General features: G+C 64.1%; 14 protein-coding genes. 10 read left to right on the top strand and 4 right to left on the bottom strand.

Going from position 1 to position 13,519, the window contains the following annotated elements:
* Positions 1–41: 41 nt before the first annotated feature.
* From C7449_RS02445 to C7449_RS02430, 4 genes are all read left to right on the top strand, one after another.
* Positions 42–905: a 23S rRNA (adenine(2030)-N(6))-methyltransferase RlmJ gene (locus tag C7449_RS02445; RefSeq protein ID WP_108001164.1), complete on the top strand. Its 864-nt coding sequence runs from the start codon at positions 42–44 to the stop codon at positions 903–905.
* A 116-nt stretch (positions 906–1,021) separates the two neighbouring features.
* Positions 1,022–1,480, top strand: coding sequence for a hypothetical protein (locus C7449_RS02440; RefSeq protein ID WP_108001163.1), 459 nt, complete (start codon positions 1,022–1,024; stop codon positions 1,478–1,480).
* Between the two features lie 3 nt (positions 1,481–1,483).
* Entirely contained in the window at positions 1,484–2,230 is a 747-nt protein-coding gene (locus C7449_RS02435; protein WP_374828246.1) for a ribonuclease T2 family protein, read from the top strand.
* A 120-nt stretch (positions 2,231–2,350) separates the two neighbouring features.
* Complete coding sequence (locus C7449_RS02430; RefSeq protein WP_108001424.1) at positions 2,351–2,941, top strand: glutathione S-transferase; 591 nt, start codon at positions 2,351–2,353, stop codon at positions 2,939–2,941.
* A 103-nt stretch (positions 2,942–3,044) separates the two neighbouring features.
* Here C7449_RS02430 and C7449_RS02425 read toward each other — a convergent pair whose 3' ends face one another.
* On the bottom strand, positions 3,045–3,941 hold the full coding sequence (locus C7449_RS02425) for a branched-chain amino acid ABC transporter permease (RefSeq protein WP_108001161.1): 897 nt from the start codon (positions 3,939–3,941) through the stop codon (positions 3,045–3,047).
* A 68-nt stretch (positions 3,942–4,009) separates the two neighbouring features.
* On the opposite strand from C7449_RS02425, the gene C7449_RS02420 reads away from it, so the two are divergent.
* Entirely contained in the window at positions 4,010–4,564 is a 555-nt protein-coding gene (locus C7449_RS02420; RefSeq protein WP_108001160.1) for a CGNR zinc finger domain-containing protein, read from the top strand.
* The gene (locus C7449_RS02415; protein ID WP_170115770.1) at positions 4,561–5,070 is read left to right on the top strand and encodes a hypothetical protein; all 510 of its coding nucleotides are present in this window, start codon (positions 4,561–4,563) and stop codon (positions 5,068–5,070) included. Before C7449_RS02420 ends, C7449_RS02415 begins: the two co-directional genes overlap by 4 nt.
* An 87-nt stretch (positions 5,071–5,157) precedes the next feature.
* Here the strand turns inward: C7449_RS02415 and ndk are convergent, their stop codons facing one another.
* Positions 5,158–5,580: a nucleoside-diphosphate kinase gene (gene ndk, locus C7449_RS02410; RefSeq protein WP_011974973.1), complete on the bottom strand. Its 423-nt coding sequence runs from the start codon at positions 5,578–5,580 to the stop codon at positions 5,158–5,160.
* A gap of 303 nt (positions 5,581–5,883) precedes the next feature.
* On the opposite strand from ndk, the gene C7449_RS02405 reads away from it, so the two are divergent.
* The 4 genes from C7449_RS02405 (at position 5,884) to C7449_RS02390 (ending at position 11,041) form a co-directional block, all read left to right on the top strand.
* Positions 5,884–6,399 carry a DinB family protein gene (locus C7449_RS02405; protein ID WP_108001159.1) on the top strand — a complete coding sequence of 172 codons (516 nt, stop codon included), beginning with the start codon at positions 5,884–5,886 and terminating at the stop codon, positions 6,397–6,399.
* Between the two features lie 261 nt (positions 6,400–6,660).
* The gene (locus C7449_RS02400; RefSeq protein ID WP_170115769.1) at positions 6,661–7,677 is read left to right on the top strand and encodes a GGDEF domain-containing protein; all 1,017 of its coding nucleotides are present in this window, start codon (positions 6,661–6,663) and stop codon (positions 7,675–7,677) included.
* Between the two features lie 55 nt (positions 7,678–7,732).
* Positions 7,733–9,622 (top strand): ABC-F family ATP-binding cassette domain-containing protein, encoded by a 1,890-nt coding sequence (locus C7449_RS02395; RefSeq protein WP_108001157.1) that lies wholly within the window; start codon positions 7,733–7,735, stop codon positions 9,620–9,622.
* A 312-nt stretch (positions 9,623–9,934) separates the two neighbouring features.
* Positions 9,935–11,041 (top strand): TRAP transporter substrate-binding protein, encoded by a 1,107-nt coding sequence (locus C7449_RS02390; RefSeq protein WP_108001156.1) that lies wholly within the window; start codon positions 9,935–9,937, stop codon positions 11,039–11,041.
* Between the two features lie 96 nt (positions 11,042–11,137).
* Here C7449_RS02390 and C7449_RS02385 read toward each other — a convergent pair whose 3' ends face one another.
* Positions 11,138–11,794, bottom strand: a complete 657-nt coding sequence (locus C7449_RS02385; RefSeq protein ID WP_108001155.1) for an O-methyltransferase — start codon at positions 11,792–11,794, stop codon at positions 11,138–11,140.
* A gap of 96 nt (positions 11,795–11,890) precedes the next feature.
* Positions 11,891–13,288, bottom strand: coding sequence for an ArnT family glycosyltransferase (locus C7449_RS02380; protein ID WP_108001154.1), 1,398 nt, complete (start codon positions 13,286–13,288; stop codon positions 11,891–11,893).
* Positions 13,289–13,519 lie beyond the last annotated feature (231 nt).

Genomic DNA, 13,519 nt, shown 5'->3' with positions numbered 1-13,519 from the left:
CCTTCCATCGCAACAATTCATCGGCGCATCACGGGAATGCAATGAACTATCGCCACATCTACCACGCGGGCAACTTCGCTGACGTGCTCAAGCACGCCGTTCTGGCGCGGCTCGTCACCTACATGCAGGGCAAGGACAAGGCCTTCCGGGTGCTCGACACCCATGCCGGGATCGGCCTGTACGACCTCTCCAGCGACGAGGCGCAGAAGACCGGCGAATGGCGCGAGGGCATCGGCCGGCTGATCGAGACCGAGCTGCCGGCGGACATCGCCCCGCTGCTTGCGCCCTACATCGACGCGGTCAAGGCGCTCAATCCCGGTGGCGGGGTGCGGTTCTATCCCGGCTCGCCGAAGCTCGCGCGCATGCTGTTTCGGCCGCAGGACCGGCTGTCGGCGATGGAACTGCACCCGGACGACTACGAGAGCCTGCACCGCCTGTTCGACGGCGACTTCCAGAGCCGGATCACCCGTCTGGACGGCTGGCTGGCTCTCGGTGCGCATGTGCCGCCGAAGGAGAAGCGCGGCATCGTGCTGGTCGATCCGCCTTTCGAGGCGGAGGGCGAATACGAACGGCTCGCCGAGGGGCTGGCGAAGGCCTTCCGCCGCTTTGCCGGGGGAACCTACTGCCTGTGGTATCCGCTGAAGAAGGGCGCGCCGATCGCCGACTTCCACAAGGCACTGAAGGAACTCGACATACCGAAGATGCTGTGCGCGGAGCTTTCGGTCCGCAGCGACCGAGAGACGACGGGGCTGACCGGCTCCGGCCTGATCGTCGTCAACCCGCCTTACACGCTCAAGGCAGAGCTGGAAAAGCTGCTGCCGTTTTTGAAGGAGCGGCTGCGGCAGGACCGCTTTGCGTCGGCGCGCAGCTTCTGGCTCACCGGAGAGACGCAACTCGCCTCTTGACCTCACCCCGGTGCGGGCCGCAATCTGCAGCTTAGGTGCGAGGATCGCCGGTGGCGGCCGGCACGCCAAGTCGAACGGCGCCGATCGCGATTGGAGCGAGACGGCCGGAGGGGAACATGTTCGCACGCGCGGCAACTGTAGCAGTATGCCTGTCGACCGGCCTTTCCTTTGCGGCGAACGCCGCCGACTACGGCACCTATGTCGAGCCCCGACCGGCATATGCTTCCGCCCGCTCTGCTGGTGCCTGCGCCGATCCGAGCGTGCTTCGCTTCATCACCCACCGCTTCGAATACAAGGCGGCGCACTACATCCGGCAAAATCTGTCCATCTATGAAATTCGCGGCATGCAGCTAACCGGTTTCGAACCGTTCAATCAGTACATTTCGTCGGTCCAGCGCGAATATTGTTTCGCCAATGCGACGCTTACCGACGGCAGCCATCGGCCGCTGTTCTACCTGATCGAGCGGCCCTGGGGCTTCGCCGGCGTCGGGCGCTCGATCGAGTTCTGCATTCCCGACCTCGATCCGTGGCATGTCTACGGCGCCCATTGCGCATCGCTTCAGCCGACCTACTAAGCCGTGCCTGCCCCCCACAAACCTGACCGGCCTGCGTCCACCCGCCTCGCCGCATTGCTGCTTGCCGCCAGCCTGCCATTTTCGCTTGCCGGATGCGGCGAAGAGGCGCCAAGGTCGGAGGCCGGACAGGTGGCTGGCTCGTCCGGCGAACCAGCGACCCAAACGACACCGGTGCCGCAGGGACACGGCTTCGATTTCTACGTGCTGTCGCTCTCCTGGTCGCCGACCTGGTGCATGGACAACGACCCGGCGGGCCGTAGCGAACAATGCCAAGCTGGCCGCAAGGCGGGCTTCGTGGTGCACGGGCTGTGGCCGCAGTTCGAGCGCGGCTATCCGGAATTCTGCCGCTCGGCCGAGCCCGGCCGCGTGCCGGCGGCTCTCGGCCGGCAATACCTGGACATCATGCCGTCGATGGGCGTCATCGGACATCAGTGGCGCAAGCACGGCAGTTGCTCGGGGCTGGACCAGCGCGATTATCTTGCCGCAACCCGCGCGGCCTACGAGCGCATCCACCTGCCGGACACGCTTGCAAACGCATCCGGGAAACGCCTGGGCGCGGCCGAGATCGAGGCCGCGCTGGTTACCGCCAACCCGGGCCTGATGGAAGCCGGCATCGCGGTGACCTGCGATCGCGGCCGGCTCGAGGAAATCCGCATCTGCATGACGCCCGGCCTCGATTTCCGCGCCTGCCCGGAGGTCGACCGCGCCGGCTGCAAGGCGAAAAACATCGTCCGGCCTGCGGTTCGCTAGCGCACCACCCTTTCAATCGGAGCCGATTTGAAGAAAGGTTTGCGCGCCGATTCCACCTGCCGAGCCGCCGGCGAAAGCATGAGCGACGCTGCAAGGACCTCCAACAGGGAGCAACACTTCGTGAAGATCTTCTATTCCTCGGCCTCGCCCTACTCCACCAAGGTGCGCATGGCCGCCGACTATTGCGGGCTGCAGGCCGAGCACGTCGCGACCGACACCAACGCCGAGCCGGCCGAACTTCTCGCCGTCAACCCGCTCGGCAAAATCCCGGCGCTCGTCACCGACACCGGTCAGGCGATTTTCGACAGCCGCGTCATCATGCAGTTCATCGACCGCGAGACCGGCCGCAAGCTCTACCCGCGGGCAGCGGCGAAGCGGACCGAGGCCGAGGTGCTGGAGGCAACCGCCGACGGCGTCTGCGACTGCCTGCTGGCGATCGTCTACGAAAAGCGTTTCCGTCCCGAGGAGAAGCTCCACCAGCCGTGGATCGACCGGCAGTGGAGCAAGGTCGAGCGCGCGCTCGACCACCTCGAGAAGAACATGCCGCGGCTCGGCAAGAAGCCGCATGGCGGCCACTTCGCGCTTGCGGCGATGCTGCGCTACATCGAACTGCGCTTTGCCGGTCAGTGGCAGAAGGGCCGGCCGAAGCTGAAGCGTTACCTGGCAAAATTCGAAGCGGTGTTTCCGGACTACGCCAAGTTCAAGGATTGAGTGGCGGCGCAGATTGCCTTTGCCGTCCCGGCTGGATTTCAGGCCGGCCCCGCCGCAGTGAAGGCGGCGCCGGCCCACCAGCCAACTGCCGGTGCCCTCCAGGCTACGGTACCGCCTTGTCCCGACGGAATACGACCAGAAGCAGCACCAGCGCCGAATAGATGGCGAAGTCGCGCCAGAGGAACTCGCCGTAGGCGTTCCAGACCGTCTCGACCACCCCAAGCGCGGCCCCACCGAGTGCGGAAAGGATCGGCGTCGAGTAGCCGCCGATCGCGGCTATGAAGAGCACCTTGACCCCGAAGTTCAGCCCGGCGCCGAAATCCATGTTGCCGTAGTAGCCGGCCGCAAGGATGCCCGCGATGCAGGCGACGAAGGCGGCGGCGCCATAGGCCGTAAGGAATATCCGGGCGGCGTCGACACCGCACAGCGCGGCCGCCTGCCGGTCGTCGCAGACCGCCCGCCAGCGCCGGCCCCAATCGGAACGGGCGAGGACGAAATGTCCGGCGAGAACGACGGCGACCATCACGACCGAATTTATGACCTGCAGGACTGTCAGCGTCACCGGGAAGGCCGGATCGCCCCATAGTTCCAGCGGCCGGCTGAGCAGCGGCGGCAGCCAGATGCTACGCGTGTCCGACGCAAGGCGGGCTGTCTCCATCAGCACGAGGACCACGCCGAGGGCGGCCACCACGACCGTGTTGTCCGAGTTGAACGCCAGCGGGCGCATCACGTGGCGGCCTATCATGAGGCCCGCGCCGATGCCGTAGAGAAGCGCCATCGCGGCACCGAAGGCGAGCGCTGCCGGCAGGACGAGCCACAACCGGTTCCAGCCGTAATCGGCAAAGAGGATGAACATCTGGCCGGCGAAGGCGAAAACTGCCCCGAAGCTGACATCGGCGCGGCGCGTCACCGAGAATGCGATCGCATAGCCGAAAGCGAGCACGGCATAGAGGGCGGCGATGGGCACGGCATTTGCCACTTGCTGCAGAAGATAGGCCATCGGCACTCTCGCGGTCGATCAAGCATATTGTAACTGGTCAAACTGAAATTGCCAGTTAGAATGATGGGATGAGCTTCACCTGGACCCCGCATCGTTTCGCCGGCGGCGCGCTGGCTCTCGACGTCGCCAATTCGGTGGTACTGCGCTGTGATCCGACGCGGCGCATCGACCGTTACGGCGACGTGGCGGCAATGGACGCGTTCGCGGCTGCCGCGAACACCCATTGCGCCGAGCGCGAGCGGACCGGCCCCCTCATTCCGGTCGCGGCCGATCGTCGGGACGCCTTCATCGACCTGCGGGAGGCGATCGACGGCCATTTTCGGGCCGAAGCGACGAACGCGGGGACACCGGCAGGGCTTGCGGTACTGCTGGAGGCGATCGCCGATACGCTGCGCCATTCCGGCGGCCGACCGGGCGCGCTCGACGCCGAAACCGCCCGCTCGGCGCTGCGGCTGGCAGTAGAGGCCGAGCCGGAGCGGCTGAAGATCTGCCCGAATTGCGGCTGGCTGTTTCTCGACAGGAGCCGCAATCGCTCGCGTGCATGGTGCGACATGGCGGTATGCGGCAATCGCGCCAAGGCAAGCCGCCACTATCGCCGCCGCAGGGAGGAGGCCCGGTCATGAGCTGCTTTCGCAACATGATCTTGCTGGCATTGTCGCTGACGCTTGCAGGCTGCCAGCGCGACAGCGGTCCGGACCCGCTGCAACTGACCGGAAAGATGTTCGTCTTCAACTACCGCCTGGCTTACGCCACCTATATGGTCACGCTCAACCGGACCCAGCCGGTGCCGGAAGGGTCGACCGTGACCGCCGAGTTCCAGAACCCGGCCGGCGGCGACGCTCTGACCCTGACGCGGCCACTTTTCCCGAGGCAGGAAAAGGTGGTGCTCGAGAGCCCCGATGTCACCTGCATAAAGAAGCAAACGCCCTATCGCGTGGCGATCCGCGTCAACGCTCCGGATGGCACGGAGTTGCAGCGGCTGGAGACGACCGTCGTCTCCGATCTGGACCAGAGCGTGCTTCCGGCCGAGGCGCTGGTCATCGGCCCGGGCTACGAGAAGAACCCGCGGATGTTCCGCAACGGTGGACTTTTGCCGAGGCATTTCGATGCCACGAAGTGTCCGCAGTGACGGGCTGCGGGCAACGCACGAAAAACGGGGCCACAAGGCCCCGTTTAACGTATTCAAGCTGTTGCAGGCTGAACTTCAGGCTATGCTTCAGCCGACGATCTCGGTTCCGGAGAACCAGTAGGCGATTTCCTCGGCGGCGGTTTCCGGAGCGTCGGAGCCGTGCACCGAGTTCTCGCCGATCGAAAGGGCGTGAACCTTGCGGATGGTGCCTTCCGCGGCGTTGGCCGGGTTGGTGGCGCCCATCACTTCGCGGTTCTTGGCAATGGCGTTCTCGCCTTCGAGGACCTGAACGACGGTCGGGCCGGAGGACATGAACTCGACGAGTTCGCCGAAGAACGGACGGTCCTTGTGGACGGCGTAGAAGCCTTCGGCTTCGCGGCGGCTCATCCAGACGCGCTTCGATGCAACGACGCGCAGGCCGGCATCCTCGAGCATCTTGGTGATGGCGCCGGTCAGGTTGCGCTTCGTCGCGTCCGGCTTGATCATCGAAAAGGTGCGTTCAATCGCCATTGTCCCGTTTCCTTGGGTTCAGTGAAAAGTGGCGGTTCAATACCCGCCAATTCGGCGCAAAACAAGGGGCACGGTACTGCGTCGACCGGGGATGGATCAAAGAGCTCTGACGGGCGATCGCCGCCGACTGCACTAAACCCATCCGATTTTCCATTCCGCACCTGCACCAAGCAGTCGAGCGCATCGCCTCGAACCTGCATGTGCCTTGTGGCGACAGATCAGAAAATTTCATGCGTGCCATCACAGTCGCAGCGGCAATCGGGTGCTAGACTTTGTGCATTCCCATCACGGTTTCGGAAGATCATGCTCGATCACTACAAGATGTTCGCCGCCTACAACGCCTGGGCAAACCGGATCCTTTATGCCGAGGCGGCGGCCCTGTCGCCCGCCGCCCTCCACGAGAACAAGGGAGCCTTCTTCGGCTCGCTGCACGCAACCCTCAACCACATTCTCGCGGCCGACCGGATCTGGATGAAGCGCTTTACCGGCAGCGGCGATGCGCCGGTCCGCCTCGACGCAATCCTTTTCGAGGATGTCGAGGAACTGCGCCAGGCGCGTATCGCCGAAGACCAGAAGATCATCGACTGGATCGGCTCGCTGCAAGAGCAGGACCTGGCGAAAACAATCAGCTATGTGACGCTGTCAAATCCGGTGCCGATCAGCCAACCGCTCGGGCCAGGACTTGCGCATTTTTTCAACCATCAGACCCATCACCGTGGCCAGTGCCACACGATCCTGACCTCGCTCGGCCGGCCGAGCCTCGTGCTGGATCTGCTTTATTTCCTCCGTGGCGACGGGGACCAGTGGTTGAAGTGCTGAGCGATCGCCACATGATGCCCGCTGCCGCGTCTCGTCAAAGAAAACTCTGAGCAACCGCCGCGATAGCGAGCGGATCGGAGCAACGGGCTGACACGTACAACGCGCAATTGCGTTCGCACAGCCGGCGCCATTCAACAGGTTCTTAAGTCTTATCAGCTAAAGGTTGCATCAAGCGGCGTTCTCGCCGATGCCTCCAACAGCTGGTGAACAATGAACGCTAAGGCGAATGCACCGGAAACGCTGGCCCGATCCGCAGCGGTCATGGCGATGATAACCCAGGTCATCACGCGGCTGGAGATTGCACCGATCCCGCGCAACTACGCGCTGCTGCATGAGGCTTTGACCGGCGGCAATACGGCGCTGGGGCGCGAGATCACCGCGCTCGGCAAGGCGCCCGCGCAGGAGGCGCTCGACGCCATCGGCGTGCGCAACGGGGTTCCCGACCATAACGCGCTCGTCCTCGGCCACAGCGCCAGCGACCTGATGCGGACGATCGAGGCGCTTGCGACCGAGGCGGAGGCCGAGCGGCAGAAGAAGACCAATGCCGTCGCGCAGATCGGCCACCTGCTCGGCCGGCTCAAGGCCGACCCGGTGATGGCCATGTCGGACTTCGCCGCCCAGGCGGACCTGCTGGTTGCCGCCGTCGAGGCGATGATCGGCAGCGAACGCGCCCATTGCCGCCGCATGGACACGCTGGTGGCCCGGCTCGAAAACATCGCTTCCGGCGTCGGCGCGAGCGAGACGGCGCTGCTCCACGATCCGGTGACGGGGCTCGCCAACCGCGCCGCGCTGACGAACCGGCTGATGGCCGCCTACGATGCCGAGGACAATGCCGGCAGCGCGCTGCTGCTGATGCGCGTCGAACGGTTGAAGAGCATCTCCGACAGCCATGCGCCCGGCGCCAGCGAGGATGCGCTCCGCCAGATCGCCACCCTGTTCCGCAAGTCGATCAAGAAGCTCGACTATGTGGCGCGCGTCGGCGGCGACGGCTTCGCCTTCCTGTTCGACAAGGTGGACCGCGACAGCGTCGTCTCGATCGCCGAGCGCATCCGCGATCGGATCGAGGCAGAAGTGTTCCGGATCTCCGGCCGCGAATATCTGCCGGGAACGCTGACGCTCACGGTGGGCTGCGCCTTCACCGAGGACGCACCGAACGGCGGCGAGCTCTACCGCCAGGCGCTGCTGGCCCTGGAGGCGGCCAGCGAAGGCGGTACATGTGTCTATTCGCTCGAATTGACCGAGCGCGCCGGACGCCAGTACCGGCGCGATGCTGGCTGAGGCGCGCACCGCACCTCTTGCGCGCCACCGTTCCGGCACCTTATAGAGCGCGTCCATGATCACGATTTCCGGCCTTTCCGCCCGTGTCGCCGGGCGCCTGCTCCTCGACAATGCTTCCGTATCGCTGCCGTCAGGCACGAAGGCGGGTCTCGTCGGGCGCAACGGCGCCGGCAAGTCCACGCTGTTCCGGGTCATCACCGGCGACCTCGCCTCCGAGGCCGGCACGGTCTCGCTGCCGAAGAACGCCCGCATCGGCCAGGTCGCACAGGAGGCGCCGGGCACCGACGAGCCGCTGATCGAGATCGTTCTGGCCGCCGACAAGGAACGCGCCAGCCTGCTCAAGGAAGCCGAAACCGCGACCGACCCGCACCGGATCGCCGAGATCCAGACCCGGCTTGCCGACATCGGCGCGCATGCGGCCGAGGCGCGCGCAGCCAGCATCCTCGCCGGCCTCGGCTTCGACCATGAGGCGCAGAAGCGGCCGGCGAGAAGTTTTTCCGGCGGCTGGCGGATGCGGGTGGCGCTGGCGGCGGTTCTCTTTGCCGAGCCGGACCTGCTGCTGCTCGACGAGCCGACCAACTATCTCGACCTTGAAGGCACGCTGTGGCTCGAGGATTACGTGCGGCGCTACCCACACACGGTCATCATCATCAGCCATGACCGTGATCTCCTGAACACCGCTGTCAACGCGATCGTCCACCTGGACCAGAAGAAGCTGACCTTTTATCGCGGCGGTTACGACCAATTCGAACGCCAGAAGGCGGAGGCCGACGAACTGCAGATGAAGGCGAAGGCCAAGAACGAGGCCGCCCGAAAACACCTGCAGAGCTTCATTGACCGCTTCAAGGCCAAGGCGACCAAGGCCCGGCAGGCCCAGAGCCGCGTCAAGGCGCTGGAACGGATGGGAACCGTCGCCGCCGTGATCGAGGATCACGTCCAGGGCTTTACCTTCCCCGAGCCTGAGAAGCAGCCCGCCTCGCCGATCATCGCCGTTTCCGGCGGTGCCGTCGGCTACGAGCCCGGCAAGCCGATCCTGAAGCGGATGAACCTGCGCATCGACAACGACGATCGCATCGCGCTGCTCGGCTCGAACGGCAACGGCAAATCCACCTTCGCCAAGTTCATCTCGGGCAAGCTCGCCGCCGGGAGCGGTGAAGTCAGAACGGCACCGGGCCTGAAGATCGGCTTCTTCGCCCAGCACCAGCTGGACGATCTCGTTCCGACCCAGAGCGCCGTCGAGCACGTGCGCCGGCTGATGCCCGACGCACCGGAAGCAAAGGTGCGCTCGCGGGTTGCCCAGATGGGACTTGCGACCGAGAAAATGGACACGGCAGCCAAGGACCTCTCCGGCGGCGAGAAGGCGCGGCTCCTGATGGGGATTGCCGCGTTCGACGCGCCGAACCTGCTGATTCTCGACGAGCCGACCAACCACCTCGACATCGACAGCCGACGGGCGCTGATCGAGGCGCTGAACGACTATCCCGGCGCCGTCATCCTGATCTCGCACGACCGTCACCTGATCGAGGCGACCGTCGACCGGCTCTGGCTCGTCAAGGACGGGACCGTGACGAGCTTCGACGGCGATCTCGAGGAATACCGGACGCTGGTGGTCGGTGGTCCGAAGCCGAAGGAGGAGAAGGCCCGGCCGGTGGCCACCGACGAGGGGCTCTCCAAGGCCGACCAGCGCAAGGCGAATGCCGACCGGCGGGCCTCGCTGGCGCCGCTGCGGAAAAGGATCAACGACATCGAGGCGCTTACGGCGAAACTGGAGCAACAGATCCAGCTGCTGGACGCGGAGCTTGCCGATCCCTCGCTCTATGAGAAGAACCCCGCCAAGGCCGCCCAGAAGGCGAAGGAGCGCTCCGATGCAGCTGCGAAACTGGCTGCGGCGGAGGAACAATGGCTGGAGCTCTCGTCCGAATACGAGGGTGCCATGGCCGGCTGACCGGCCGGTCATGAACCGTCTTCCGCCGCTCGCGAGCGGTGCGGTTCGACCGGCGGCGCCGCCGCATGCCTTCGCGCAGCCAGCCGATTGCGCATGCCAGCGCCCGCTGCCCTCCACGTCTCGCGCGTCTCCCCGACGCCGGAATCGCGTAAAAACATGGAGATACCGCCCCGCTGCGATTAGACGAAAGTCGCATTGCCCTGCGCTTGGCCAAATGCCGCGTGTGCTTGAATCCCCTATCCCGGCATGGTTAGGTTCGCCGTGATCACGACGAGCGGACCCAACGTCCGCTCCCATTTGGGAGGAGAGAGAATGGATCGTCGTTCATTTATTAAGAATGCCGGGGTGGCCGGCGCCGGCGCTGCGGCATCTGCAGTACTTGCCGCACCTGCGCTGGCGCAGAGCAATCCGAAGGTCAACTGGCGCCTGGCCTCTTCGTTCCCGAAGTCGCTCGACACGATCTACGGCGGCGCCGAAACGCTGTCCAAATACCTTTCCGAAGCAACCGACGGCAATTTCCAGATCCAGGTCTTCGCAGCCGGTGAAATCGTTCCCGGACTGCAGGCGGCGGACGCCGCCGCTGCCGGCACTGTCGAAGCCTGCCATACCGTCGGCTATTACTACTGGGGCAAGGACCCGGTCTGGGCGCTCGGCTCGGCGGTTCCCTTCGCGCTGAACGCGCGCGGCATGAACGCCTGGCAGTACCACGGCGGCGGCATCGAGCTCTACAACGAGTTCCTGGACACGCAGGGCCTGGTCGGCCTGCCGGCCGGCAACACCGGCGTGCAGATGGGCGGCTGGTTCCGCAAGGAGATCAAGACCGTTGCCGACCTGCAGGGCCTGAAGATGCGCATCGGCGGCTTCGCCGGAAAGGTCGTCGAGCGTCTCGGCGTCGTGCCCCAGCAGATCGCCGGCGGCGACATCTATCCGGCGCTGGAAAAGGGCACGATCGACGCGGCGGAATGGACGACGCCCTATGACGACGAGAAGCTCGGCTTCTATAAGGTCGCGCCCTACTACTACTATCCCGGTTTCTGGGAAGGCGGCCCGACTGTGCACGCCATGTTCAACAAGGCCGCTTTCGAAAGCCTGCCGAAGAACTACCAGTCGCTGCTGCGCATCGCCTGCCAGGCCACCGACGCCAACATGCTGCAGAAGTACGACTGGCTGAACCCGCCGGCGATCAAGCGCCTCGTCGCCGCCGGCGCGAAGCTCGCACCGTTCAGCCCGGAAATCCTCTCGGCCTGCTACGACAAGGCCGACGAGGTCTACGCCGAGATGGAAGACGACAACCCGACCTTCAAGAAGATCTGGGATTCGATCAAGGCGTTCCGCGGCGAGTACTACCTGAACGCACAGATCGCAGAATACAACTATGACACCTTCATGATGATCCAGCAGCGCAACGGCAAGCTGTAAGAAGGATACCACGAGGAATGCGGATCCCGGGGCAATGCTCCGGGATTTCTGTTTCCGGCGCACCCCGATAACCTTCCCGCTTGCGGGCCGCAGCGTTCACATGTCGGGCAATTCGTAGTCGGGCCAATCGTCGCTGACCTTCCGCGCGATCAGTTGACCAGACCACCGCGGATTGCTGACCGGGTGATGCAGGACCTTCATGGAGCGCCAGAAGGTCTTGATGAACAGCTTCGAGCCAGGTTCGGCGCGCCTAGCGGGATTTCTCGTCTTCTGCCAGTTCAGATCGTCCCAGATGATGATCCCGCCGACCTTCAACATGTGCCAGCCCAGCGCGGAGACGATGAACGCGCCTGTGCGCTCCTTGGCGCAGTCGAGATAAATGAGGTCATAGGATGCATGCTTGCGGCGTAGTTGCTCCATTATGACCACTGCGGAGCCCTTCCTCTTCGTCACCCGGTCGCCGTACGCTGCCATATTGCGGTCGAAACGCCCCTCCACATCGGCATCCTTGAAGTGATCGATGCAGGTGATCCTGGACTTCGGCATGTAGTCCAGCAGGGCGATTGCGGAGCGCCCTTCGAACGTTCCCGCCTCGAGAATATCGGTGGGTTCATCCCGCATCTCCGCAAGAACAGGCAGCCATAGATCCAGCTTGTTCGTGGTCCAATCCTCGGTGAACTCCACGCCTGCTGGTCCCTTGTTCCCGCTCTCGCCGGTCGGCGCTCCTGCTGTTCCGATGTCATCTGGTGACATGGCGATTAGTCTGTATCTGTCCTGCAACGGCAAAGCTTGAGCGCCCCTCAACCAGAACGGTAAGCAAGCGGATGCAGGCAAGCCTCGTCCTTCGGCCTATTGAGCCTCGCTTCTGCCGTACACACCCATCCTCCGCCCCCGGTAGGGACCATCCATGATCTGCCGGTAGCCGGCGACCTCGGCGGGATTCCGGTAGATGACGGCGGCGAAACCATCCGGGTGCTTCGAGAACCAAGCATCGAGGTCTTTCAGGCGCACATCGTCGACGGGCTTTTCAAGTCGCGACAGGAAGCCGAACTCACCGTGGTAATTCTGGGCGAACGCCCAGTCCTTGTCCCGATTGGCGCTGACGAAGGCGGCAACCGGGGCCAGGTCGTAGCGGTGCAGGAATGTCGCTGAGGCAATGGCCTGCCCCGCCACGAACAGCGTGACCATGAGGACCATCGTCCTGGCCAGCATGTCCGTCGAGACCCTCGGGAGGCAAAGTGCCGCAAGAAGCACGGCGCCCGGCATAAGCGGCATGAGGTAGTGCGGCTGCTTGTTGCTGAACAGGCAGAACCCAAGGAAGCTCGGCACGAGCCAGCAGATCAGGAACCGCTTCCCTTCGCTGTCGGGGAAGTGGCTGCGAAGCTTGGCCAGCCCCTTCCAGAAACCGGGCACAAAGACCCAGGGAACGAACATCGCCGGCAGGAGCGGAAGATAGGCATAGAAAGGCGCAAGGTGGTCCTCGACGCTGCCGGTCACGCGGCCGGCCGTCTGCTTCCACAGCAGCCAGTAGGCGAATTCGGAGTCGCTCTGGGTGAGGACCGGGATCAGCCAGACAAGCACGATGGCAAGGGAGATCAGGCCGGCAAGCGCGTTTCCGGCATACCAGGTGAGCACGTTGCCGATATTCTTGGCCCAGTAAGGCGCAAGCAGGATGGGGAAGAAGATGCAGAACGGGGCGAAGGGACCCTTGGCGAGCCCACCGAGCCCGAGCGAGACGCCGATCAGAACAATGTGGCGCCAGCTTCTTTGCCGGGAGTAAAGGACGACGCCGATCAATGACAACAACACGAAAGCGGTCAGCGTGATGTCGAACATGAGAATGGTGCCGTAGGTTAGAAACGGCACGCCTGCGACCATGACCAGCCTGGTGCGATTGGTGTCCTCCAGCGCCTGCGGGAAAAGCAGGCGACCGAGTATGCCGGTGAGATATACGCATGCGAGCGCCGACAGCACGATCGGTATGGTTGCGGCCCAGCGGCTGACGCCGAAGATCGCCCAGGAAAGGTTCATCAGCCAGAACAACAAGGGTGGCTTGTGGTGATAGGGCTCGAAGTTCAAGGTCAACGGATCGAACCAGCCACTGCGCAGATACATCTCCCACGCGACGCTTACATAGCGTGTCTCGTCGACCGGCAACAATGGCCGGAAGCCAACGGCGGCCAAATACAGAATTGCCACCGTTACCGGAAGCCAAAGTAGCCTGGTCAGCGCAGTAAGCTTCATCATGCTATCTCGCTCGATCTGTTAACGGGCGCACCCGTGTGACGATTAGACGGATATGACTCTACTGACAAAAACCTGAACGTTCATGACGATCGACCGCCTTTTGCGCCTGTCCGTCGACCGCTACAGCTACCACCGCGGTGACATACACGCTCACTCAGCAACAGCGTTCGACCGACTGGCAGCGCCGCCGTCATAAAAAAACGGGCAACCTTGGCAGGTCGCCCGTTCTGG

This window comes from Mycoplana dimorpha, assembly GCF_003046475.1.
Taxonomy (GTDB): Bacteria; Pseudomonadota; Alphaproteobacteria; order Rhizobiales; family Rhizobiaceae; genus Mycoplana; species Mycoplana dimorpha.
Note: the sequence above shows the minus strand (reverse complement) of the source record. Positions and strands in the feature narration are given on the sequence as shown.

Coding starts and splice junctions, on each gene's coding strand:
- C7449_RS02445 (WP_108001164.1), top strand. CDS start 42: ATGAACTATCGCCACATCTACCACGCGGGCAACTTCGCTGACGTGCTC.
- C7449_RS02440 (WP_108001163.1), top strand. CDS start 1,022: ATGTTCGCACGCGCGGCAACTGTAGCAGTATGCCTGTCGACCGGCCTT.
- C7449_RS02425 (WP_108001161.1), bottom strand. CDS start 3,941: ATGGCCTATCTTCTGCAGCAAGTGGCAAATGCCGTGCCCATCGCCGCC.
- C7449_RS02420 (WP_108001160.1), top strand. CDS start 4,010: ATGAGCTTCACCTGGACCCCGCATCGTTTCGCCGGCGGCGCGCTGGCT.
- C7449_RS02415 (WP_170115770.1), top strand. CDS start 4,561: ATGAGCTGCTTTCGCAACATGATCTTGCTGGCATTGTCGCTGACGCTT.
- ndk (WP_011974973.1), bottom strand. CDS start 5,580: ATGGCGATTGAACGCACCTTTTCGATGATCAAGCCGGACGCGACGAAG.
- C7449_RS02405 (WP_108001159.1), top strand. CDS start 5,884: ATGCTCGATCACTACAAGATGTTCGCCGCCTACAACGCCTGGGCAAAC.
- C7449_RS02400 (WP_170115769.1), top strand. CDS start 6,661: ATGGCGATGATAACCCAGGTCATCACGCGGCTGGAGATTGCACCGATC.
- C7449_RS02395 (WP_108001157.1), top strand. CDS start 7,733: ATGATCACGATTTCCGGCCTTTCCGCCCGTGTCGCCGGGCGCCTGCTC.
- C7449_RS02390 (WP_108001156.1), top strand. CDS start 9,935: ATGGATCGTCGTTCATTTATTAAGAATGCCGGGGTGGCCGGCGCCGGC.
- C7449_RS02385 (WP_108001155.1), bottom strand. CDS start 11,794: ATGTCACCAGATGACATCGGAACAGCAGGAGCGCCGACCGGCGAGAGC.
- C7449_RS02380 (WP_108001154.1), bottom strand. CDS start 13,288: ATGATGAAGCTTACTGCGCTGACCAGGCTACTTTGGCTTCCGGTAACG.